Below are 22216 nucleotides of genomic sequence, written 5' to 3'. Positions count from 1 at the left end.
AGGCGGGCAGTGCGCGTCCTTGGTCACATACTGATGTATGCTCCCAAGGCCTGTGCGCTGGCCGCCCGCGAACTGCCAGCGCCGCTAACGGTTTAATCCGATAGTCGACCTAAAACCTAAGGCGCTTCAAACCACTCGCTATTGCGTTCAGCTATTGGCGTAATGGTCAAAATCATCTCTTGCAGATGGCGGCGCATGGCGCTCTCTGCCGCCTCAACGTCTTTGGCTTTCAACGCGCGATAGATATCTTCATGCTGCTGGATCAAACTCTCCGGCGGGGACACTTCACTCAGCGTCAGGAAGCGCACGCGGTCCATGGTGGCCTTGATATTCTCCACCGTTTCCCATGCCAGCAGGCAGTTAATTCCCTCGGCAATCAGGCGGTGAAACTCATCGTCCAGAGTTAAAAATGCCTGGCTGTCCTGGCGCTCCGCGGCTAAGCGTTGTAACTGAAGATTATGCTCCAGCGCCATCAGGCCCGTGGGGCTCATCTCCTGTGCAGCACGACGCACCACGGCGATTTCGACCGCTTCACGAATAAAGCGCCCATCCGCCACGCGCTGTGCAGAAATCTTGCGCACAAAAGTGCCGCGCTGCGGCAGCACCTGAACCAGACCGGCTTCCGCCAGCTTGATAAAGGCCTCGCGTACCGGCTGACGTGACACGTTAAAACGTGCGGACACCTCTTTTTCCGACAGCAATGAGCCCGGATGAATGGCGCAGGTGACGATATCTTTGCGCAAATAGCGATAGATCTGCTGATTGACGGGTTCGCTGGTGGTTATGGTATAGGCAATCGACATGCAGCAATATCCGTATTACGGCTGGCGCAAGCCAGCCCGATGAGAAAGGTTCAGTCTAATCAGCACGCTGCATCTGCGCTACACATTTGTGAAGGCGCTTATGCCTGTGCCACCAAGGCATGTACAGTAGCGCGTGCACCCTGCATCGCAAGTTGCTGATAGAGTTCTGTGACGCGTGCAACAAAGGCGCTGTGGTGCAGCAGGTCATCGCCGAACACCGCTTTCAGGCCGATAAGCGCTTTTACGCGTTCTGCACCCTCTTCACTGTGAGCCACAATGCTTGCCAACTGCTCTTTAAGCGGATCGCGAATCTCAATCGGCTGGCCTTGCTCATCTACGCCGCTGACATAACGCATCCAGCCCGCGACACCCAGCAGCAGATAATCGCATGAGGTGCCATTACGCAGATGCCAGCGCACGCTGTCTAACATGCGCTGCGGCAGCTTCTGAGTGCCATCGGTCGCGATTTGATAAGTGCGATGCTTAATGGCACGATTTTCGTAACGCGCAATCAGTGAATCAGCGTAGGCAACTAAATCCACGCCTTGTGTACGCAACGTCGGGGCCTGATCTTGCAGCATCAACGCGCGCGCTGCCGTGCGGAAATGGGCATCGGCCATGCAATCGCTGATGTGTTCATACCCTGCGAGGAAACCGAGGTAAGCCAGGAATGAGTGGCTGCCATTCAGCATACGCAGCTTCATCTCTTCGAACGGCAGTACGTCACTGACCAGTTCCGCGCCAGCATTTTCCCAGTCAGGACGGCCACTCACGAAGTTATCTTCAATCACCCATTGGAAGAACGGCTCGGCTTCGACAGCAACAGGGTCGCTGCTGCCCAGGCGAGCTTCCAGCACGTCAAACGCAGCATCGGTCATCGCGGGCACAATGCGGTCGACCATGGTTGAAGGGAAGGTGATATGTGCGTGAATGTACTCGGCCAGTTCAGGGCTGAGGCGTTCTGCCAGTTGCGTGATGACATTGCGAGTCACGTGACCATTTTCCGGCATGTTGTCACAGGACATCACGCTGAATGGGGGAAGATGGCGGGCGCGACGGCGAATAATGGCGGCCAGAATCAGCCCCGGCAGCGAGCGCGGCTGTTCCGGATTTTCAAGGTCATGCACGATATCGGGATGGTCAGGGTTAAGTTTGCCGCTCGACGGCATATAGCAATAGCCTTTCTCGGTGACGGTCATCGAGACGATGGCGACGTCAGGCTGGCTCATGGCTTCAATCACCGCATCAATACCATCCCCCTTGCCGTGCAGCGCTTGTGTCACCACGCCAATCACGCGAGTATTCAGGCTGTCATCCGCCATCTCGGTCACGGTGTAGAGTAAGTCTTGCTGACGCAGGGCTTGAATCAGTGCACCGCTGTTGAGATTGACTTCGCAGTAGCCCCAGTCACTCCCCTGCGCAGCCAGCTTATCGGTGGCGAGTGCCTGATGGGCGCGATGGAAGGCACCAAAGCCGATATGCACCATGCGGGTTTTCAATTGGCTGCGGTCATAAGCGGGGCGTTGGACGTCGGCGGGAAGGCGATCAAGCTCTAACATAGGAATTCCTTTTAGCAAACGGGGCGCTGAGCGCCCCATTATGGTCAAACTGTTAAGCGGAGACGGGTTTATCTGCGGTCTTTGGGCTGCGAATCACAAACAGCACTAACATCGCGCCAATCCCGGCAACACAGCCCGCCAGAATAAACGCACTGTCGAATTTACCGGTGTGCTGCACGATATAGCCGGTGACAATCGGGCCGATAATCCCTGACAGGCTGCCGATTAAATGGATAAAGCCACTGATACTGCCGACACGGCTTTTGTGCACCACGTCCTGAATAATCGCCCAGTAAATTGCGCCGGTGATGTAGAGGAAGAAGATGGAAATCGACATCATGATCACCGCCGAATTCACTTCTTTAATCGTACCCGCCAGCGCCACACAAATCGCCGCCGCCAGCAGTGACACTACCAACACAATCTTGCGCGATAGCAGCAATTTTCCGGTGATATTAAAGATTTTATCCGAGATCCAGCCGCCCAATGCCAGGCCAACGAAGCCCACAATCCACGGGATCATGGTGGTGATACTCATGGATTTAATATCCAAGCCATGCGCCTGCACCAGATACGCCGGGAACCAGCTCAGGAAGAAGAACAGGATGTAGTTGTAGCAGAAGAAGGCAAATGCGGTCACCAGGATAATCGGCTGGCGCAGATAGTAGCCCATGCCGTGCGCTTTGCCTGAAGGATCGATCACATCGGCAGGCTCTTCCGCTTTCAGTTTTTCGACCAGAGCGCGTTCTTCAGCTGACACTTTTTTGCTGCGAGCCGGGTTATCTGCCGCGAAGAAGAACCACAGGCCCATCCACACCAGACCAATCACGCAGATCACCACGAACGCCGGACGCCAGCCAAATGACAGGGCCAAATAGCCAACAATCGGGCCCGCGACTGCACCACCCAGAGGGGAACCGGCACTGAGCAAGCCCATGGCGGTTGCGGCCTGTTTTTTCGGGAACCAGCCGTTGATGGCCTTGTTCGCCGAGGCGCAAATCGGACCTTCCGCCATGCCGAACAGCACGCGCAGAATCATCATCGACCAGAAGCCGGTGGCCAGCGCGGTCATGCCGCAGAACAGCGACCACATGCCGACTGCGGTGCCCAGCACGATGGTCGGGCCGAATTTATCGGTCGCCAGGCCACCAATAAAGTTAAACAGCGCATAGCCAAAGAAGAAGCTACCGAAAATCATGCCGAACTGCTCGGCGTTGATCATCAGATCTTTTTCCACCAGCGGTACAGTCAGGGACAGGGCAATACGATCGAGGTAGTTGATCATATAAACCAGGAACAACAGCAGTACGAGGGTCCAGCGTAGGTTCTTAAGCATACAAACTCCGACCTAATAGTTTTTCTAGTTTTGCCGGCGGGTACGCACCGGCATTAAGGACACCTGGTGTGAAGATTAACTCAACCCATTTGGAGAATCACTTTGCAGCAGGTACGGGGATCTTTTTCAAACAACGTCATGGCACGTTCAATCTCTGCGAGTGGGAAATAGTGCGTGACCAGTTTTTCAGGCTGGATCAGACCTTTTTCCATCCACTCAATCACCTGCGGGAAACGATGACTGTTGAGGCGCGAGGTAAACAGCGATAACTCTTTGCTGGTCAGCGCTTGCTGCGTGATGCTGCAAGGCTCGCCAGAGAAGCCAAGTAGCCCGATACGTGCCGCCGGGGAGGCGAGGGCAGCAGATTCAGCCAAAATAGAAGGATGGCAGGCAGCATCGATAATCAGCGTGGGTTGAATGCCTTCCAGCTGCGCTGCCAGTGGGATCTCGCTGTTATTGAATACGCGGTCAGCGCCATTTTCCTGTGCCAGCGCCAGACGCTCTGGCAGACGGTCGACCACCAGCACCTGCGCCACGCCATAAACGCCTTTCAGCACCTGAATCGCGGTCAACCCCATCGGGCCTGCGCCATAAATCAATGCCACATCGTTTGGCTGAGGTTTCAGGAAAGCGGTGATGTTCGCAGCGATGGTAAAGGGTTCAACCATGCTGGCGAGTTTGTCTGGAATAGCGGCGGGCAGACGGAAAGCATTTTTAGCCGGGGCAACGGCGAACTCACTAAAGCCGCCATCACGATGCACACCAATCACCTGCAACTCTTTGCAGACGTTAGGGCGCCCGATGGAGCAGGGATAGCAGTGACCACAGCTGACCACCGGATCAACGGCCACGCGCTCCCCGATGCGGCAAGCATCGACACCGTCGCCTACCGCATCAATCAGGCCAAAGAACTCATGGCCAATGACGCGCGGATATTTGGCAAACGGATTATGACCGTGCCAGATATGCACATCAGAACCGCAGATGCTGGCAAACTGCACTTTGACACGCACTTCACCCGCGGCCGGTGTTGGCAGGGGGCGGTCTGCTAAAACTAATTCACCCGGTTGTTCAATTACGACACTTTTCATCATTTACTCCTGGCCGGCGCGTACGTTAAACGGTGCTGCTGGCATTAACGGGAAAGCAATGATGAAAAAATACGCTTACCAATACTACCATACAAGTCGGCGTTAAAGAGTTGTGAAGGCAGTCACAGAGCGAAGAGGTAAGCACCGCGTTGGCTATGTATTGCTGGTGGCGTGAAGTTATCGAGGGCGTGAAGGTCAAAGCATGTTGCAGTCTGACTGGCATCCTGCCGACATTATCGCCAGGCTGAAAAACTTGGCAATTCGCTATCAGCGCTTTCGCGTCAGGTAAGACTGGCGTCCTCCATGCTAGCAAATGAGCTTACCCGCCGTTGGCTCAAAGGCGAAAGATTGATTGCGAAAACGTTAGATATTGCGCCTGAAAAATCTGACCTTAACCCTATCTCTAATGTTCCTCGGGCGCAGTCCCGATACGGAAGCCGCCTCGCATTTCGTTTATCTGAATCGCCATAATCCTTTAAACCACAAAAACAGTTTTCTATTATCGGCCTTCTTGGTTACGCACTAAGATCCCGCCTGGTCGAAATGCTTCATGACCTGAAAGAAGCGCCTGATGTATCAGGAAGGTCGCCGTTTTGCTGGTAAAGCCGCCTCTGACAACTGCCGGAGCTGTCCTTAGATGGATTACGGCATTTTTCACGCTTTGATCCGAAAAGGAAATCACCATGAATCTGATTAATAATTGTGCACGGCCTACTATGGATGTTATATTAAAATATAATATTAGGAGGTGCTTTATGTATACCACTCGCCTGAAAAAGGTCGGCGGATCCATCATGTTGGCGGTTCCTCCCGCCGTGCTCAAAACGCTGGAGCTGTCGACGGACAGCGAAGTCGGCATGACCATTAATAATGGCTGCCTGATTATTGAACCGCAGAAACGGCCTCATTATTCTCTTGAGGAGCTGCTGGCGCAGTGCGATCCGCACGCCGAAATGAGCGAAGAGGATCGGGAATGGATTGATGCTCCTGCGGTGGGCAAGGAGCTCCTGTAAATGGACAGAGGGGAAATCTGGCTCGTTTCACTGGATCCGATTGCAGGCCACGAGCAAAGCGGAAAACGTCCGGTGCTTATCGTATCGAAGGCATCGTTTAACAAGCTGACCCGGTTACCCGTTGTTGTTCCCATCACCAGCGGCGGAAACTTTGCTCGCACGGCAGGTTTCACCGTTTCACTGGAAGGGGCAGGAACAAAAACGATGGGCGTTATTCGCTGCGACCAGCCCAGAACCATTGATATGGGGGCCCGAAATGGAAAGCGGCTGGAACGTATACCCGATGCTATCGTATATGAGGTGCTGGCTCGACTGGAGGCCATTCTGGCCTAATGCTTTAGTAGCAATACTCTAAAAAGCAAAAAGCCCGCCTAAGTTTCCTTAAGCGGGCTTCTCTAAATTTGGCTCCTCTGACTGGACTCGAACCAGTGACATACGGATTAACAGTCCGCCGTTCTACCGACTGAACTACAGAGGAATTGTTTGGAACGGGGCGCATAGTAACGAGCAGGCTCGGGCTTGTCAAAGCCCTTTTTCACAATTTATTTCAATTGCTGAATAAAACGTCAATTCCTGCGCCTGAGTGGCTGCCAGAGTGCGAACTTACACGCAATCCGAGACTGGTTGTGATCCGTATCACCAATCCTATGCAAAATTACATTCTGATTTGTCGGTTATGTCAGATACCTCGCATGTATGATCACAGATATTTCATTTCGCCGTTGTGGGCTGAAAAAGCGAAACATATATTCCAGATCAATTTCCATCCATAACGCCAGGTGCAGCATGAACAAAGTCAGAATCGGTATGATCGGCAGTGGTTACATTGGTCGTTGTCACGCAATTGCTTACGCTCAGGCACCGACGGTGTTTGCGCTGAAAGGGGAAATCGTGCGGGAAATGCTGGCGGAGGTAAACCCGGAGCTGGCAGCAAAGCAAGCCGCAACCTTTGGCTTTGCACGTTCAACGGGTGACTGGCATGAGCTGGTGCGCGACCCCAACATTGATGTAGTCGATATCTGTGCGCCTAACTTCCTGCATAAAGAGATGGCGCTGGAAGCGATTCGCCACGGTAAGCACGTCTATTCTGAGAAGCCGCTGTCACTGTCGGTGGCGGATGCCGAAGAGATGGTGCAGGCAGCTCAGAAAGCCGGCGTGAAAACCCTGGTCGGCTTTAACTATATGAAAAACCCGACCAGCCAACTGGCGCGTGAAATCATTGCGCGTGGTGAAATTGGTGACGTGGTGCACTTTTACGGTACACACAACGAAGATTATCTGGCGCGTCCAGAAACCCCGCTTGACTGGCACTGTCAGAAAGCACTGGCCGGATTAGGGGCGCTGGGCGATCTGGCGGCGCATATTGTGAATATGGCGCACTACCTGGTAGGCGATATCGAAGAAGTCAGCGGCGATATGATGACGGTGATTAAACAGCGTCCCGATCCCAAAGACCCTTCGCGCCTGCTTCCGGTGGAAAACGAGGATCAGGCCAGTGCGCTGCTGCGCTTTAAGAACGGCGCGCACGGCGTGTTTGAAACCTCACGTATCGCCTGTGGCAGCAAAATGGGCCTGACCTATGTCGTGACAGGTACCAAAGGCACGCTGCGTTACACCCAGGAGCGCATGGCAGAGCTGGAGCTGTATATCCATGATGAACCGGCAGGACGTCAGGGCTTCAAAACCATTCTTACTGGGCCTGCGCACCCTGATTACGCCAACTTCTGTGTCTCAGCGGGTCATGGTATTGGTTTTAACGATCAGAAAACCGTGGAGATCCGCGATTTGATCAATGGCATCGCGGCAGGCGACCGCATGTGGCCCGATTTCGCGGAAGGCTTGCAGGTGCAGAAGGTGCTGGAAGCGGTAGCGGTGTCAGCGGCAGAACGCCGTTGGATGACGGTGTAAAAAAATGGGTCGCCATGAATGGCGACCCTACGAATACAGAACTGAACCCTTGTAGGATGCGCATTTATACGCACGAGGTCACTAAGCCAGTAGCGGACACTGTGGTGGCAATCGGCAGCTCAACGCGCCGGGCATCACCTCAATCTCAAACTCGCTGCCGGTCAGCGGCTCGCCATCGAGATTAAAGGTCATCTCATGCGGTGAGCGGATAGTTAATGACTGCAACTGCGCGGTGGTGATATTCGGGTTCTCATCGTTACGCGTCAGCGAATGCAGCAGGGTTGGTAGCAACTCCTGCGCGGTGACGATGCTGAGATTGAGTTGCCCATCATTGATCAACGCCTCCGGGCACAGCTTCTGCCCACCGCCAGCCTGACGGCCATTACCGATGCCTATCACCAGCGCATCACCTTGCCAGTTAAAGCCAGGGCCGCTGATCTCACAGCTGTCGGGTTTCAACGCATCGACTCGCATCAAACCGTGAATAAAGTAGGAGACGCCGCCCAGCGCAGATTTCAGCTTCTCCGGGGTTTCGGTGGTAATGCGTGTGCCGAAACCCCCGGTCGCCATATTGATGAAGTAGCGATCGCCATTGACGCGGGCTAAATCAATCGCGCTGGCTTTGCCTAACACAGCAAGGCGCAGCGCCGGTTTCATTTCGGGCGGAATGCCGACGCTGGTGGCAAAATCATTGGCGGTACCCAACGGCAAAATGCCCAGTGCGGGACGTTTTTCAGCGTCGATGGCGGCCAGAGCCGTGGCAATTTCATTGATGGTGCCATCGCCACCGCCCGCCACCACGGTTTCAGCCTGCAAATCTACCGCTTCTTGAACATAACGGTCGCCGTCACCTTTTTCCCAGGTGACACGCACCGCCAGATTGAAACCTTCATCTCGCAGCGTATTCACCGCCGCGCGCAAATCTTCATTACCAGCGCCTTTACCATTGAGGATCAGCAGGGTGAGCGGTTTGTTTTGCATAATCAGTTCCTTGAGGCGAAAAACGATGCAGTGGTTATAGCATAGCTGGGCGGGGAACTTTATCGGCGGGCGACGAAAAAAGAAAACCCGCACGGGGGAGCCGGGCGGGTGAATGAGGTGGTTCCTGGTACTACCTGCTGTTTATTGTTACTCGTTAGCAGCAGGCGGGATTCTAAAGCGAGGCGCAGCGGCGGTCTGTGATCCTGTTCTAACTTCGCTGCATTCTTTTCATTATGTGCGCTTTTTTCCGTGCGGATCGTAAGTGCTGTTGCCATCGGTGAAGTTACGCAGCAGCAGGGCAAACGACAGATCCACCGCTTCGGGGACCGGGATCCACACCCGATGACCATCCCCTGGCGCCACGTCCACCGCTGCACCTTTATCATTCTGCATGGTTTCCAGCGTACAGTTCAGGTTGCCTTCGGGCGTCATAATCTCAACCGAATCACCCAGTAAGAACTTGTTCTTAACGGCAATCTGCGCCCAGTCACCGCGACGCTCGCCGGTAAACTCTCCGACAAACTGCTGGCGTTCTGAGACCGAGAACCCTTGCTCATAGTTTTGATAACTGTCATGAGTATGGCGGCGTAAAAAACCTTCGGTATAGCCGCGATGCGCCAACCCTTCTAAGGTCTCCAGCAGCGCGGGATCAAAAGGTTTCCCCGCCGCCGCATCATCAATGGCGCGGCGATAGACTTGCGCAGTGCGCGCGCAGTAGTAAAACGATTTGGTGCGCCCTTCAATTTTCAGCGAATGCACGCCCATCTGCGTCAGGCGCTCAACGTGCGCCACCGCGCGCAGATCTTTAGAGTTCATGATGTAGGTGCCGTGCTCATCTTCAAAGGCACTCATCACCTCGCCGGGCTTCATTTTCTCTTCCAGCAGGAATACGCGGTCTGTTGTCGCGCCGATCCCAAGCGTCGGTTCCTGGACGGCAATTGGCTGATGGAAACCGACGATATTGCCGATCTCATCCTGCTTGCCTTCTTCCACGTTGTATTCCCAGCGGCAGGCGTTGGTACAAGTCCCCTGATTGGGATCGCGTTTATTCAGATACCCGGACAGCAGGCAGCGCCCTGAGTAAGCCATACACAGCGCACCGTGAACGAAGATCTCGATCTCCATTTCGGGTACCTGCTGGCGGATTTCAGCGATCTCATCCAGTGATAGCTCGCGCGATAAAATCACCCGCGTCAGCCCCATTTGCTGCCAAAACTTCACGGTTGCCCAGTTAACGGCATTGGCCTGTACCGAAAGATGGATCGGCATCTCGGGGAAGGCTTCGCGCACCAGCATGATCAGACCAGGGTCGGACATAATCAGGGCATCGGGTTGCATGGCCACGACCGGCGACAGATCGCGAATAAAGGTTTTCAGCTTGGCGTTGTGCGGCGCGATGTTGACGACCACATAGAATTTTTTACCGAGCTGGTGGGCTTCTTCGATGCCTTTCGCCAGCACCTCGTGGGTAAATTCATTATTACGTACGCGCAGGCTGTAGCGGGGCTGCCCGGCATACACCGCATCAGCGCCATAGGCAAAGGCATAGCGCATATTCTTCAGCGAACCCGCTGGAGAAAGGAGTTCAGGTTTAAACATGGGGGATTTCTCACTGATGTCAGGTCAGCATGCCATCACGGATGGCAGGTGCAGAGGCCGCGCTAAGCGGCCCTGCAAAAGGTGGGGAATTGTAGGCGGGCCCGCACCCTGAGTAAATTGATCTGGATCAGTGAAAAGGGCTACAGCAGGCGGCAAACATCTGCTTCCCAACGATATCCCATGCCGTACACCGCGCGAATAAACGGTTGGTCGGCATCCAGGCTCTCCAGCTTGCGCCGCAGATTTTTGATGTGGCTATCAATGGTGCGGTCGGTGACCACGCGGTAATCATCATAGAGATGGTTCAACAGCTGTTCGCGTGAAAACACTTTGCCGGGTTCCAGCGCCAGCGTCTTTAACAGGCGGAACTCAGCAGGCGTCAGCTCCAGCTGCTGTTCGCGCCAGCTGGCTTGAAAACGGCCTTCATCGATCTGCAGATGCGAGGCTAATTGTGCTTCCTCTGGCGAACGCTTCACGCGGCGCAGGATGGTTTTCACTCGTGCCACCACTTCACGCGGACTGAAAGGCTTACAGATATAGTCATCCGCACCAATCTCTAATCCGAGCAGGCGATCAATCTCTTCAATGCGTGCGGTGACCATGATGATCGGCAATTCAGAGAAACGGCGTATCTCGCGGCACAGGGTTAAACCATCACGACCCGGCAGCATCAGGTCCAGCAGCATCAAATCGGGTGGGGATTGCTGGACATAGTTAAGCGCCTCGTTGCCATCGGCAATGTGGTGCGTGCGATAGTTAGACGCCTGCAGATAATCAATCATCAGCTGCGCCAGTTTGGGTTCATCTTCAACAACAAGGATCAGGGGATCGTTATTATCCGGGCTCATAAGCTATTTCTGGTGAGGAACATACGGCAAGTTTAGCGTGATTTGCAGCCCACCTAAATCAGAGTGATCCGCAGAAATGCTGCCGCCATGTGCTTCCACAATATTTTTACAGATAGCCAAGCCTAATCCAGAGCCGCCGCTGGCGCGATTGCGCGAGTTTTCGGCACGGAAAAAACGTTCAAAAAGTTGTGCCTGATGTTCAGCATCCACGCCGGGGGCGCTGTCGGCAAAGCGTAATTGCCAGTAATTATCCTGCTGCTGCAAACTGATACGTGTTTCGCCACCGGCATCGGTGTAGCGCAGGCTGTTTTCCAGCAGATTGGTGAACAGTTGCATCAGGCGATCGGGATCGCCAAAGCTCTCCGCCTTGGTGGGCAGCGCCAGATTGAGAGTTAACTCACGGCTGCGATAGCGCTCGCTAAAGCTGCCAGCCACGACTTCCAGCAAATTCACCACATCCACCGGCTGCTTGCGGTAGGCGAGGGCACCCGCATCGGAGAGGGCGAGCTGATGCAAATCGTCCACCAGTTTCGTCAAGACCACCACTTCACTTTGCAGTGAGGTAATGGCTTCTGGCGTCATTTTACGCACACCATCCTGCATCGCCTCCAGCTCACCCCGCATAATGGCGAGCGGCGTGCGTAATTCGTGAGAGATATCCGCCATAAAGGCACGACGATTACTCTCATTCTTCTCCAGCGAACTCGCCAGCTGGTTGAAGTCACGCGCCAGTTGTCCAATCTCATCGCTGCTGCCGACTTCCACTCGCGCGGTAAATTTCCCGGCAGCCAGTTCGTGGGTGCCGTCCACCAGGCGTTTCACCGGTGCCAGTAAACCGCGCGCCAGCAGCCAGGTGACCAGTGCGGCCAGTAGTGTGGTAAGCGCGACGATCATCCAGCTGGTTTGCCGCTGTTGCTGATCAAAGTTGATATCGGTGCTACGCGTCAGGCGCTCGGCGGGGGAAGCGATCACCCAACCCACCACTTTGCCAGTGCTGGTGGTGATATTGCGCCGAGTGCCCTCCGGCGGAACCGGTGAACGTGGGCCAGACAGCACTTTGTATTGCTGATCGATGATCCAGAACTGGGTGCGCCAACCGTGCGGCGGCAGCTGGTTACTGCTGCCTGGGTTTTGTTCCAGCGAGCGTAAAATGGTGAAAATTAACCGGTCATTGTTGCGCAGAAAATCCCAGTCGCCATGCTGCTCATACTGATCGGCCAGCGCATCACTCAGCAGCGTCAGGCGCTGCTCGTTGCCCTTTTTGATGTAATCGACAAAGCCATGCTCAAAGCTGAGGCGCACGCCCCAGTGCATGGTGATGATCACCAGCATGCAGGTGGAAAAAATCGCCATAAACAGCTTGGCGCCAATGCCCAGTTTGACTGGCTGCTTCATGCTTTTCTCCTGCCTCTGAGATCGACGTTTTTACTGACATCTTTCGGTACGCGCCAGAACACCAGGGCGGGCAAGAGAATAATCACGGCCATGCTCAGGTAGGTGTAAATAAAGGTTTGATGGGCGGCTGCGCTGTCGGTCACCGCGCCGTGCCCAAAGGCACCAAGCAGCAAGCCGGCAACGGTGACGCCAATACTCATTGATAACTGCATAATCATCGACAACAGGCTGTTGCCGCTGGACGCCAGGTCATCGGGCAGTTCTTTGAGCGTCAGCGTGTTCATCGAGGAGAAACGGATAGCATTGACCATACCTAACAGCAGCAGCACCAACGGCAGCGCCCAGGTCCAGCCCATTAACGCGACGGCGGGGAACAGCAACACCACCAGCGCCAACGCAACGGTCGCACCGACCAACGCATTACGATAACCAAACAGATTGACGATACGTACCACCACGCGTTTGGTGCCCATGTTGCCGAGCACCATCGGGATCATCATTAAACCCGCATGGAACGGGCTGTAGCCGAGGCCCACTTGCAAGAAGATCGGGGACATAAACGGCAGCATGCCGCTACCGATGCGGCCGGTAAAACTGCCGAGCAGACCAATGGAATAGATGCGGTTATCAAACAGTTTCAGGCTAAACAGCGCGTTATCATTGTTGCGGCTATGCATCAGATAGAACAGCAGGGAAAATACGCCAACCAGGATCAGTGCGCCGAGCAGCAGCGGCGATCCTCCGGTGCTGCGCTGCCCGTCGAGCGCCAGGGTCAATGTCGCCATGCCCACTGCCAGCAGCACAAAGCCGAGGAAATCGAAGCGTTTGGTTTGCATGGTGTAGTTCGGCATCAGCGTCAGGGTGGCGATAGCGCCGATAATTCCGACCGGAATATTAATCAGGAAGATCCAGTGCCAGCTAGCGTACTGCACCAGTATCCCGCCTAGTGCCGGGCCGAGCAGGGGACCGACCTGGCCGGGGGTGGTGACAAAGGTCATGGCCGACATGTACTGCTCGCGCGGCACGATTTTCATCACCGTTAAGCGCCCAACCGGCACCATCATGGCGCCGCCGACGCCTTGCACCACGCGCGCCATCACCAGTTGGTCGAGCGAGGTTGAAAAGGCACACAGCACCGAACCAATACTGAACAGCACAATGGCGCAGAAGAAGATGTTACGCACACCAAAGCGGTCAGCCAGCCAGCCACTGATCGGCAGCGTCACGGCCACCGTCAGCACATAGGAGACAATCACCGAATGCATATTCAGTGGGCTGACGTTCAGGTCGCGCGCCATGGACGGTATCGCGGTGTTCACGATGGTGGTGTCCAGCGACTGCATAAAGAAGCCGAATGCGACAATCCACAGTTGCCAGCGCACGGTGGCGTTTTGCGAGTTCATGGAGAGTACCGTTGTATTAAAGCCAGTTTTCGCAGATTAAGCCGTTCACCCGCGAAAATTCGCGCAGGTTGTTGGTAATCAGCGTCAGCGCTTCACTTCGCGCATGTGCAGCAATGTGCAAATCATTCAGACCGATGGGGGTACCTTTCTTTTCGAGGTCAGCGCGAATCGAGCCGTAATGAAAGGCTGCTCTTTGGTCATAATTGAGCACGTCCAGACGAGAAATGAAGTCTTCTATAACGCGTAGGTTCCTTTCAGGAAAGGCGCTTTTCTCCGAGCCATGAACGAGTTCTGCAAGCGTTATGGATGAGATGACCATGCGCCCGACATTGGCGTTAAAACGTTCCAGAACCTCAATCGGGCGGCGTTTGATGACGTAAATGACAATGTTGGTATCCAGCATGTAACGATGCATTAAAACGCTTCCCTGTCAGATTGCTCCTGTGAAGCACGCTCGTTCATAAAATCATCACTGACGCTGGGGCCATCCAGGAAAAAACTATCCCAGGCGCTTTCTACGGGGGTGAGAATGCGTTCTTTGCCAATCGCACGCACCGTGACATTTTTCACGTTGTCCGGGAAGCGAACATCTGCTGGGATACGCACGTTTTGCGTACGATTACTGGTAAACACAGTACCTTGAGACATAGAAACCTCCTTCATGGTGACGGGATAAAGTTTACTCGTTTTGTGCTATGTAGCAAGCGTGTATAGCACAATCATTCCGTTATCAATAATGCTTTTCTACGCCGGCTCAGCTTGTCCATCATCAGATACACCACCGGCGTGGTGTACAGCGTCAGCAGCTGACTCATCACCAGCCCGCCGGCGATGGTGATACCCAGCGGTTGGCGCAGCTCCGCGCCATCACCGCTGGTCAGCACCAGTGGCAATGCGCCAAACAGCGCGGCCAGCGTGGTCATCAGAATCGGGCGGAAACGCAGTTGGCAGGCCTGGAAAATCGCGTCACGCGCGGAAAGATTGCCATTGCGCTGCGCCTCTAGCGCGAAATCCACCATCATAATGGCGTTCTTTTTGACGATACCAATCAGCAACAAAATGCCGATTAACGCAATCAGGCTGAAGGGCGTATTAAACAGCTCTAGCGCCAGTAGCGCCCCGACGCCCGCCGAGGGCAGCGTCGAGAGGATCGTCAGCGGATGAACGTAACTCTCATAGAGAATCCCCAGCACGATATACACCGCCGCAATCGCCGCCAGCATCAGGTAAAGCTGGTTCGATTGGGATTGCTGGAACACCTGCGCCGTACCGGCAAAGCTGCCGCGCACGCTGGAAGGCACGCCGAGCGCGGTGACGGTGCGATCAATGGCGTCAGACGCCTGAGATAACGACACCCCTTCCGGCAGGTTGAATGAGATGGTGGACGCGGCGGACAAGCCCTGATGATTGACGGACAGGGGTGCGTTGGCTGGCTGCCATTTGGCGAACCAGCTCAGCGGGATCGCCTTGCCATCACTGTTAATCACAAACATTTGGTCCAGCGCACTGATATCCTGGGTGTAGCGCGGATCGACTTCCATCACCACCTTGTACTGGTTAAGTGGCTGATAGATGGTGGAAATCTGACGTTGCCCGAAAGCATTATTGAGCAGCGCATTGGCGGCTGACACATCAATGCCCAGGCGCGCCATGCTTTCGCGATCATAGGTCAGGTCCATTTCGCTGCCGTTGTCCTGTTGATCCGAGTTGACGTCTGCCAGCTCTGGTAAAGCGGCAAACGCCTGACGGATTTTCGGCTCCCACTCCCGCAGGTCAGCGAGATTATCCGACAGCAGGCTGTACTGATAGCTGGCGTTAGATTCACGGCCACCGATGCGGATATCCTGTACCGCGTTGAGATACAGGTTGGCACCAGGTTCCTTCGCCAGCTTGGTGCGCAGGCGGGCAATCACTTCCTGTGCGCTTTCGCTGCGCTCTGACAGCGGCTTCAGGGAGACGAACATCGAGCCGCTGTTAGTGCGTGAACCGCCGGTAAAGCCGGTGACGTTATCCACCGCCGGATCGGCCTTGATAATGTTCATGAAATCCTGCAATTTGCCGCGCATCGCCTGGAATGAAATGCTCTGGTCCGCCGAGATAAAGCCGTTAAGACGACCGGTATCCTGTTCGGGCATAAAGGTTTTCGGGATCGAGATAAACAGCCACACCGTCAGCCCCACCGTGGCCAGCAGCAGCATCAGCACCCAGATGGCGTGATTGAGCACCCATCCCAGTGAGCGCGCGTAGCCGTTTTGCACCCTTAACATCACTTTCGCAAACCCACGCGTGCGCGGCTGGCTGCGTTTTGCCTGGGGTTTGAGCAGGTAGGCGCACATCATCGGCGTCAGGGTAATGGAGATAAACAGTGATATCAGGATCGCCACTGATAACGTGATGGCAAATTCAGAGAAGAAGCGGCCAATGATGCCGCCAATCATCAGCAGCGGCAGGAACACGGCAATCAACGACAGGCTCATCGACAAGACGGTGAAGCCCACTTCGCGCACGCCGGTGAGCGCGGCTTGCAGCGGTTTCATCCCGGCTTCAACGTGGCGCGCAATGTTCTCCAGCACCACAATTGCATCATCGACCACGAAGCCAGTGGCAATGGTCAGCGCCATCAGTGACAAATTATTCAGGCTAAAGCCGCACAAATACATGGCGGCGAAGGTGCCGATCAGTGAAACCGGCACCGCCGCTGCCGGAATCAGCGTGGCGCGCCAGTCACGCAGAAACACAAACACCACCAGAATCACCAGCGCCACCGCGATGATTAATGACTGTTCCACTTCCTGCAACGAGGCACGAATGGTGGGGGAGCGATCCTGGGCAATTTGCAGATCGATAGCGGCCGGGATCACCTCATGCAACAGCGGCATTTCGCTACGAATACGATCCACGGTTTCGATGATGTTGGCATCCGGCGACTTACGCACAATCAACAGGATCGCGGGCTTGCCGTTAGTCATCCCGGCATTGCGCACGTCCTGTACCGAGTCCTGCACATTAGCCACATCGCTGAGTCTGACAGCGGCACCGTTGTTGTAATGCACCACTAACGGTAGGTATTCGCTGGCGGTTTGCAGTTCATCATTAGTGCGCACTTGCCAGCGCTGTTGCACATCATCAATCGCGCCCTGAGGACGGCGCTGGTTGGCGTTGCTGATGGCGGTACGCACCGCATCCAGTGACACGCCCTGGTTGAACAATGCCTGTGGATTAAGATCGACGCGCACCGCAGGCAGCGAACTGCCGCCGACGGTCACATCGCCCACGCCCTGAATTTGCGACAGCTTCTGCGCCAGCTGTGTTGAGGCATAATCATACAGCTGACCGGGATTATAAATATCCGAGGTCAGCGTCAGGATCATGATCGGCGCATCGGACGGGTTCGCTTTGCGATAGGTTGGGCGGCTCGGCATGCCGGTGGGCAGCAGGCTTTGCGCGGCGTTAATCGCGGCTTGCACGTCACGCGCGGCGCCGTTGATGTCACGATCGAAGTCGAACACCAGAATCACTCGCGTGCTGCCGAGTGAGCTGGTGGAGGTCATCTCACTGACCCCGGCGATACGCCCAAGCGAACGTTCCAGCGGCGTAGCCACTGAAGCAGCCATGGTCTCAGGTGACGCACCGGGCAGTGAGGCGGTGATAACAATCACCGGGAAATCGAGCTGCGGCAGCGGTGCCACCGGCAGCAAGCGGAAGCCAAGAATCCCAGCCAGCGCTATCGCCAGCGTCAATAGCGTGGTAGCGACTGGGCGATGGATAAACAGCGCGAAGAACTTCACGGCTGCGCCTCCGAGCGCTTAAAACGACGGCGCGTGGCGTGAGCCAGACGATCGAACAGCAGATAGATCACCGGAGTGGTAAACAGCGTCAGTACCTGGCTCAGTACCAGACCACCGACCATGGCAATCCCTAACGGACGTCGTAACTCCGCGCCAACGCCGGTGCTCAACATCAGCGGCAGAGCGCCGAGCAGCGCGGCGAGGGTGGTCATCAGAATCGGGCGGAAGCGCAGTAAACACGCCTGATAAATCGCCTCACGCGGAGCCATGCCTTGTTCTCGCTCGGCGGCCAGCGCAAAGTCGATCATCATGATGGCGTTTTTCTTCACGATACCAATTAGCAAGATAATGCCAATGATGGCGATGATATCCAGCTCGTTGCCGCTCAACATCAGCGCCAGCAGCGCGCCAACGCCCGCGGTGGGCAGCGTGGAGAGAATGGTAATCGGATGAATAAAGCTTTCATACAGCACGCCGAGCACGATATACATCGCCACCACAGCGGCAACAATCAGCCACACCGTGCTGGTGAGCGCTGCTTCAAAGGCCAGCGTGCTGCCCTGGAACTGCGTCATCATCTCAGCGGGCATGCCCACCTCATCTTCCGCTGCGCTGATGGCTTTCACCGCTTCACCCAGCGAATAGCCTTCGGCCACGTCAAACGAGAAAGTGGCGGAAGGGAACTGATCGAGGTGATTGATGCTTAACGCGGCGTGACGCTCTTCCACCTGGGCAATGGCGCTGAGCGGCACGCTGCCGCCTCCGCTGCTGGTGAGGCGAATGCCGTCGAGACTGGCCAGCCCCGGTGTAGCCTCACTGTTCTGCTCCAGCACCACACGATACTGGTTGGCCTGAGTGTAGATGGTGGAGATCAAACGTTGCCCAAAGGCGTTATACAGCGCGTTATCCACATCCGCCATGGTGATGCCGAGGCGACTGGCGCTGTCACGATCCACACGGATAAAGGCTTCGAGCCCTTGATCCTGCCAGTCACTGCTGACATCACGCAGTTCTGGCAAAGTGTTTAATTGCGCCAGCAATTTTGGCACCCAGGTGCTCAGCGATTCCAGCGAGCCGGATTGCAGCGTGAACTGATAGGGCGTGCGGCTGGCCTGGGTCTCAATGGTCAAATCCTGCACCGGCTGCAGCCACAGCGAGACGCCGGGCACCTTATCGATCTCCTGTTGCAGCCGTTTTTGCACCGCAGGAATACGATCGTCACGCTCACTCAGCGGTTTGAGGTTGATCTGCAGGCGTGCGCTGTTCAGCGCTGCGTTGGTGCCATCGACGCCGACAAACGAAGTCAGGCTCTGCACCGCCGGATCTTTCATGATGATCGAAGCCACATCACGGGTGCGCTGCGCCATGCTGGTGTAGGACACCGATTGTGGCGCCTGCAAGGTGCCCTGAATAATGCCGTTGTCTTGCTGTGGGAAGAAGCCTTTCGGGATAACGATCCACAGCAGCACCGTGAGCAGCAGCGTACCGAAGGCGACGGATAAGGTCAGCCACGGGTGCTGTAACACACGCGTCAGCCAGCGACCATAGCCAGCAATCACCCGGTCAAACATCGCTTCACTGGCGCGCGAGAAGCGGTTCTGCTTGCGCAGCGATTCGGCACTCAACATGCGCGCGCACATCATCGGCGTCAGCGTCAGTGAAACTACCGCCGAGATCAGAATCGCCACCGCCAGCGTCACGGCAAATTCGCGGAACAGGCGGCCAATCACATCGCCCATAAACAGCAGCGGGATCAGCACCGCGATTAATGAGAAGGTGAGTGAGATGATGGTGAAGCCGATTTCGCCCGCGCCCTTGAGGGCTGCCGTCATCGGTTTTTCGCCTTTTTCGATATACCGCGAGATGTTCTCGATCACCACGATGGCGTCATCCACCACAAAGCCCGTGGCGATGGTCAATGCCATTAACGTCAGGTTGTTGATTGAGAACCCAAGGAAATACATGGCGGCAAAGGTGCCCACCAGCGACAGCGGCACCGCCACCGCCGGAATAATGGTGGCGGGGACGTTACGCAGAAACAGGTAAATGATCATCACCACCAGGCCAATCGCCAGCATCAATTCGTGCTGGGTATCCGCCACCGAGGCACGGATATTGGTGGTGCGGTCGGTGAGCAGTTTCACATCCACCGATTTCGGTAGCGTCGCGGTGAGCGAAGGCAGCAGCGCACGAATACTGTCGGCGGTGGCGATGATATTGGCACCCGGCTGGCGCTGCACATTGAGCACAATGGCAGGCTGGCGGTTGGCCCACGCACCCAACCAACTGTTTTCCGCACCCTGTTCGATGGTGGCGACATCACCCAGCCGCACCGGTGCGCCATTGTTATAGCTGATGATCAGCTTGCGGTAATCCTCTGCCGAGGTCATCTGGTCATTGGCCGCCAGCGTAATCGAGCGCGTTGGGCCATCAAGACTGCCTTTGGCGGAATTGACGTTGGCATTGGTGATGGCGGTGCGCACCGTTTCACTGGTTAAGCCGAGTGCGGCCAGCGCCTGAGTGTTCATTTTGACCCGTACCGCTGGGCGTTGCCCACCCGATAACGTCACCAGCCCGACACCGGAAACCTGCGAAATCTTCTGTGCCACGCGGGTCTCCACCATGTCCTGCACTTGCGTCAACGGCATGCTGGTGGTGGTGACCGCCAACGTCATGATCGGCGGATCGGCGGGGTTAACTTTGCTGTAGACCGGTGGGTTTGGCAGATCGCTCGGCAGCAGGTTGGTGGCGGAGTTGATTGCCGCCTGCACCTCTTGCTCGGCGACATCCAGTGAGAGCGTCAGTTGGAACTGCAGGGTCACCACGGAAGCGCCACCGGAGCTTTGTGACGCCATCTGTTTCAGCCCTGACATCTGACCAAACTGGCGCTCCAGCGGGGCGGTGATCGAGGATGTCACCACATCCGGGCTGGCACCCGGATAGAGCGTCACCACCTGAATGGTGGGGTAATCCACCTCGGGCAGCGCCGACACTGGCAGAAAACGGTAGCCGAGCACGCCCGCTAGCAGAATGGCGATCATCAATAGCGTGGTCGCCACCGGGCGCAGAATAAACTGGCGTGAGGGGCCGCCGCTACTGTCTGGAGGCATCACCTGCATTATTGACGCTCTCCACGGGCAGGCTGGGCCGCGCGGGTGCTGTGAGTGGCGGTGCTTTGCGGCGATACCACTTCAACGGTTGCCCCTTCCGTCAGGCGGTCGAGGCCATCCGTTACCACGCGGTCACCCGCTTCCAATCCGGCACTGATCACCACTTTCTGGCTGTCTTGTAATCCGGCGGTGACGCGTTTTTTACTCACTTTGTTTTCGCTGTTCACTACCCAGACAAAGTGCCCGTCATTGCTCATCTGTAATGCTGCAGTGGGGATCACCACCGCATCCTGCAACGTATCGACTTTCAGCCGCGCATTGACAAACTGGTTAGGGAACAGCGTGTCATCTTCATTACTGAAACGGGCTTTGAGCTTGATGGTGCCCGTCGTGGCATCAATCTGGTTATCCAGACTGAGCAGGCTGCCGCTGGTGAGCAGGGTTTTGTTGCTGCGATCCCAGGCTTCGACAATCAGCGGCTGACCGCTTTTCTGCGCCTTCAGGATCTGGCTGATGTTGTTTTCGGCGACGCTAAAAACCACGTCGATCGGGTGCGTTTCAGTGATCACCACCAAACCGGTGGTATCGCCAGAGGTGATGTAGTTGCCCACATCGACCTGTTTCAGCCCGACACGACCGGAAATCGGCGCGGTGATGCGGCTGTAGGTGAGATTGAGCTGCGCGCTGGCGACGTTGCCTTCATCGGCCTTGATTGTGCCGAGGGTTTCACTCACCAGCGAACGCTGAGTATCCAGTTCCTGCTGCGAGACTAAGGAGGTTTTCGCCAGTTTTTCATAGCGGCTGAGATCGCGTCGCGCATTGGCGAGTGTTGCCTGGTCTTTTGCTAACTGGCCCTGCGCCTGGATTAAGGCCACCTGATAGGGTCGTGGATCGATCTCCGCCAGCAGTGCGCCCGCAGCCACCTGCTGTCCCTCCTGGAAGTGCAGCGCCATCAATTGCCCGTCAACCCGGCTTCGCACCGTGACGGTATTTGCGGCGGTAACGGTGCCGAGACCGCTGAGATAGTAGGGCACGCTCTGAGTGGTTGCCGCAGAGGCCTGAACCGGTGCTAATGGACGACGTCCCGCACCACCTGCTCCGCGCCCATGATGCTGTTGCCCCTCGGCCTGCGGTTGCTTACTCGGTTCTGCTGGATGCTGCCACCAGTAATATCCGCCGGCCAGTGCGGCAATCACGACAACGGTTATCAGACTTTTTTTTAATCGGCTGCTCATGGCTAAGTTGCTCTCCAGCGGTTTCGTTTTCCCCACATGCGAAAGCAAAATAACCGTTTCGCAAACGAAATGATTGTAGTCGCCCGTGCCGGGCAAAAATTGAAGGAAATAAGAATATCGTCCCGTGCGCGCTAAGTATTCATATTA

Annotated in this window: 17 protein-coding genes, 1 tRNA gene and 1 pseudogene; 4 read left to right on the top strand and 15 right to left on the bottom strand. The window is 55.8% G+C overall.

Annotation, left to right across the window (positions count from 1 at the left end; all coding sequences use genetic code 11):
- Positions 1-116: 116 nt before the first annotated feature.
- The 4 genes from QMZ30_RS03335 to QMZ30_RS03320 all read right to left on the bottom strand — a co-directional run bounded on the left by QMZ30_RS03335 (position 117) and on the right by QMZ30_RS03320 (position 4789).
- A complete protein-coding gene (locus tag QMZ30_RS03335; protein WP_283226405.1) occupies positions 117-803 on the bottom strand; it encodes a GntR family transcriptional regulator in 687 nt (228 codons plus the stop codon).
- 98 nt (positions 804-901) lie between these two features.
- Positions 902-2362 (bottom strand): mannitol dehydrogenase family protein, encoded by a 1461-nt coding sequence (locus QMZ30_RS03330; protein ID WP_283226404.1) that lies wholly within the window; start codon positions 2360-2362, stop codon positions 902-904.
- Between the two features lie 52 nt (positions 2363-2414).
- Positions 2415-3698, bottom strand: a complete 1284-nt coding sequence (locus QMZ30_RS03325; protein WP_283226403.1) for an MFS transporter — start codon at positions 3696-3698, stop codon at positions 2415-2417.
- Between the two features lie 80 nt (positions 3699-3778).
- Positions 3779-4789: a Zn-dependent oxidoreductase gene (locus QMZ30_RS03320; RefSeq protein ID WP_283226402.1), complete on the bottom strand. Its 1011-nt coding sequence runs from the start codon at positions 4787-4789 to the stop codon at positions 3779-3781.
- A 202-nt stretch (positions 4790-4991) separates the two neighbouring features.
- Between QMZ30_RS03320 and QMZ30_RS03315 the strand changes: the two are divergent.
- The 3 genes and pseudogenes from QMZ30_RS03315 (at position 4992) to QMZ30_RS03305 (ending at position 6135) form a co-directional block, all read left to right on the top strand.
- A pseudogene (locus tag QMZ30_RS03315) lies at positions 4992-5260 on the top strand (helix-turn-helix domain-containing protein).
- A 284-nt stretch (positions 5261-5544) separates the two neighbouring features.
- Positions 5545-5802, top strand: a complete 258-nt coding sequence (locus QMZ30_RS03310; protein WP_094919038.1) for an AbrB/MazE/SpoVT family DNA-binding domain-containing protein — start codon at positions 5545-5547, stop codon at positions 5800-5802.
- Positions 5803-6135 carry a type II toxin-antitoxin system PemK/MazF family toxin gene (locus tag QMZ30_RS03305; RefSeq protein ID WP_283226401.1) on the top strand — a complete coding sequence of 111 codons (333 nt, stop codon included), beginning with the start codon at positions 5803-5805 and terminating at the stop codon, positions 6133-6135. It abuts the gene before it with no gap.
- A 69-nt stretch (positions 6136-6204) separates the two neighbouring features.
- Here the strand turns inward: QMZ30_RS03305 and QMZ30_RS03300 are convergent.
- Positions 6205-6280 (bottom strand) — tRNA-Asn (locus tag QMZ30_RS03300).
- A gap of 308 nt (positions 6281-6588) precedes the next feature.
- Here QMZ30_RS03300 and QMZ30_RS03295 point away from each other — a divergent pair.
- Positions 6589-7710 carry a Gfo/Idh/MocA family protein gene (locus QMZ30_RS03295; RefSeq protein ID WP_283226400.1) on the top strand — a complete coding sequence of 374 codons (1122 nt, stop codon included), beginning with the start codon at positions 6589-6591 and terminating at the stop codon, positions 7708-7710.
- Positions 7711-7791: 81 nt separating this feature from the next.
- Here QMZ30_RS03295 and yegS read toward each other — a convergent pair whose 3' ends face one another.
- From yegS to QMZ30_RS03245, 10 genes are all read right to left on the bottom strand, one after another.
- Positions 7792-8691 (bottom strand): lipid kinase YegS, encoded by a 900-nt coding sequence (gene yegS, locus QMZ30_RS03290; RefSeq protein ID WP_283226399.1) that lies wholly within the window; start codon positions 8689-8691, stop codon positions 7792-7794.
- 231 nt (positions 8692-8922) lie between these two features.
- Positions 8923-10290, bottom strand: coding sequence for a prephenate-dependent tRNA uridine(34) hydroxylase TrhP (gene trhP, locus QMZ30_RS03285; protein WP_283226398.1), 1368 nt, complete (start codon positions 10288-10290; stop codon positions 8923-8925).
- Between the two features lie 140 nt (positions 10291-10430).
- Positions 10431-11138, bottom strand: a complete 708-nt coding sequence (gene baeR / locus QMZ30_RS03280) for an envelope stress response regulator BaeR (RefSeq protein WP_039333833.1) — start codon at positions 11136-11138, stop codon at positions 10431-10433.
- A gap of 3 nt (positions 11139-11141) precedes the next feature.
- Positions 11142-12533, bottom strand: coding sequence for an envelope stress sensor histidine kinase BaeS (gene baeS / locus QMZ30_RS03275; protein WP_283226397.1), 1392 nt, complete (start codon positions 12531-12533; stop codon positions 11142-11144).
- On the bottom strand, positions 12530-13936 hold the full coding sequence (gene mdtD / locus QMZ30_RS03270) for a multidrug transporter subunit MdtD (protein ID WP_283226396.1): 1407 nt from the start codon (positions 13934-13936) through the stop codon (positions 12530-12532). The genes baeS and mdtD overlap by 4 nt, the downstream gene beginning before the upstream one ends.
- 16 nt (positions 13937-13952) lie before the next feature.
- Entirely contained in the window at positions 13953-14351 is a 399-nt protein-coding gene (gene vapC / locus QMZ30_RS03265; protein WP_283226395.1) for a type II toxin-antitoxin system tRNA(fMet)-specific endonuclease VapC, read from the bottom strand.
- On the bottom strand, positions 14351-14584 hold the full coding sequence (vapB, locus tag QMZ30_RS03260; RefSeq protein ID WP_283226394.1) for a type II toxin-antitoxin system VapB family antitoxin: 234 nt from the start codon (positions 14582-14584) through the stop codon (positions 14351-14353). The genes vapC and vapB overlap by 1 nt, the downstream gene beginning before the upstream one ends.
- A 71-nt stretch (positions 14585-14655) precedes the next feature.
- A complete protein-coding gene (gene mdtC / locus QMZ30_RS03255) occupies positions 14656-17724 on the bottom strand; it encodes a multidrug efflux RND transporter permease subunit MdtC (protein ID WP_283226393.1) in 3069 nt (1022 codons plus the stop codon).
- On the bottom strand, positions 17721-20843 hold the full coding sequence (locus tag QMZ30_RS03250; RefSeq protein WP_283226392.1) for an MdtB/MuxB family multidrug efflux RND transporter permease subunit: 3123 nt from the start codon (positions 20841-20843) through the stop codon (positions 17721-17723). The genes mdtC and QMZ30_RS03250 overlap by 4 nt, the downstream gene beginning before the upstream one ends.
- The gene (locus tag QMZ30_RS03245; RefSeq protein ID WP_283226391.1) at positions 20843-22069 is read right to left on the bottom strand and encodes an MdtA/MuxA family multidrug efflux RND transporter periplasmic adaptor subunit; all 1227 of its coding nucleotides are present in this window, start codon (positions 22067-22069) and stop codon (positions 20843-20845) included. Before QMZ30_RS03245 ends, QMZ30_RS03250 begins: the two co-directional genes overlap by 1 nt.
- Between the last annotated feature and the right edge of the window lie 147 nt (positions 22070-22216).

It is taken from the genome of Pantoea sp. EA-12, from assembly GCF_030053355.1.
Taxonomy (GTDB): Bacteria; Pseudomonadota; Gammaproteobacteria; order Enterobacterales; family Enterobacteriaceae; genus Pantoea; species Pantoea vagans_C.
The sequence above is the reverse complement of the archived record's forward strand: the minus strand, read 5'-3'. Positions and strand labels throughout refer to the sequence as shown.

Excerpts from the sequence above, each read along its gene's own strand:
- QMZ30_RS03250 (WP_283226392.1), bottom strand. The coding sequence starts at position 20,843 with ATGCAGGTGATGCCTCCAGACAGTAGCGGCGGCCCCTCACGCCAGTTT.
- baeS (WP_283226397.1), bottom strand. The coding sequence starts at position 12,533 with ATGAAGCAGCCAGTCAAACTGGGCATTGGCGCCAAGCTGTTTATGGCG.
- yegS (WP_283226399.1), bottom strand. The coding sequence starts at position 8,691 with ATGCAAAACAAACCGCTCACCCTGCTGATCCTCAATGGTAAAGGCGCT.
- QMZ30_RS03330 (WP_283226404.1), bottom strand. The coding sequence starts at position 2,362 with ATGTTAGAGCTTGATCGCCTTCCCGCCGACGTCCAACGCCCCGCTTAT.
- QMZ30_RS03335 (WP_283226405.1), bottom strand. The coding sequence starts at position 803 with ATGTCGATTGCCTATACCATAACCACCAGCGAACCCGTCAATCAGCAG.
- QMZ30_RS03325 (WP_283226403.1), bottom strand. The coding sequence starts at position 3,698 with ATGCTTAAGAACCTACGCTGGACCCTCGTACTGCTGTTGTTCCTGGTT.
- vapC (WP_283226395.1), bottom strand. The coding sequence starts at position 14,351 with ATGCATCGTTACATGCTGGATACCAACATTGTCATTTACGTCATCAAA.
- baeR (WP_039333833.1), bottom strand. The coding sequence starts at position 11,138 with ATGAGCCCGGATAATAACGATCCCCTGATCCTTGTTGTTGAAGATGAA.
- QMZ30_RS03320 (WP_283226402.1), bottom strand. The coding sequence starts at position 4,789 with ATGAAAAGTGTCGTAATTGAACAACCGGGTGAATTAGTTTTAGCAGAC.
- mdtD (WP_283226396.1), bottom strand. The coding sequence starts at position 13,936 with ATGAACTCGCAAAACGCCACCGTGCGCTGGCAACTGTGGATTGTCGCA.
- vapB (WP_283226394.1), bottom strand. The coding sequence starts at position 14,584 with ATGTCTCAAGGTACTGTGTTTACCAGTAATCGTACGCAAAACGTGCGT.
- QMZ30_RS03310 (WP_094919038.1), top strand. The coding sequence starts at position 5,545 with ATGTATACCACTCGCCTGAAAAAGGTCGGCGGATCCATCATGTTGGCG.
- QMZ30_RS03295 (WP_283226400.1), top strand. The coding sequence starts at position 6,589 with ATGAACAAAGTCAGAATCGGTATGATCGGCAGTGGTTACATTGGTCGT.
- trhP (WP_283226398.1), bottom strand. The coding sequence starts at position 10,290 with ATGTTTAAACCTGAACTCCTTTCTCCAGCGGGTTCGCTGAAGAATATG.
- QMZ30_RS03305 (WP_283226401.1), top strand. The coding sequence starts at position 5,803 with ATGGACAGAGGGGAAATCTGGCTCGTTTCACTGGATCCGATTGCAGGC.
- QMZ30_RS03245 (WP_283226391.1), bottom strand. The coding sequence starts at position 22,069 with ATGAGCAGCCGATTAAAAAAAAGTCTGATAACCGTTGTCGTGATTGCC.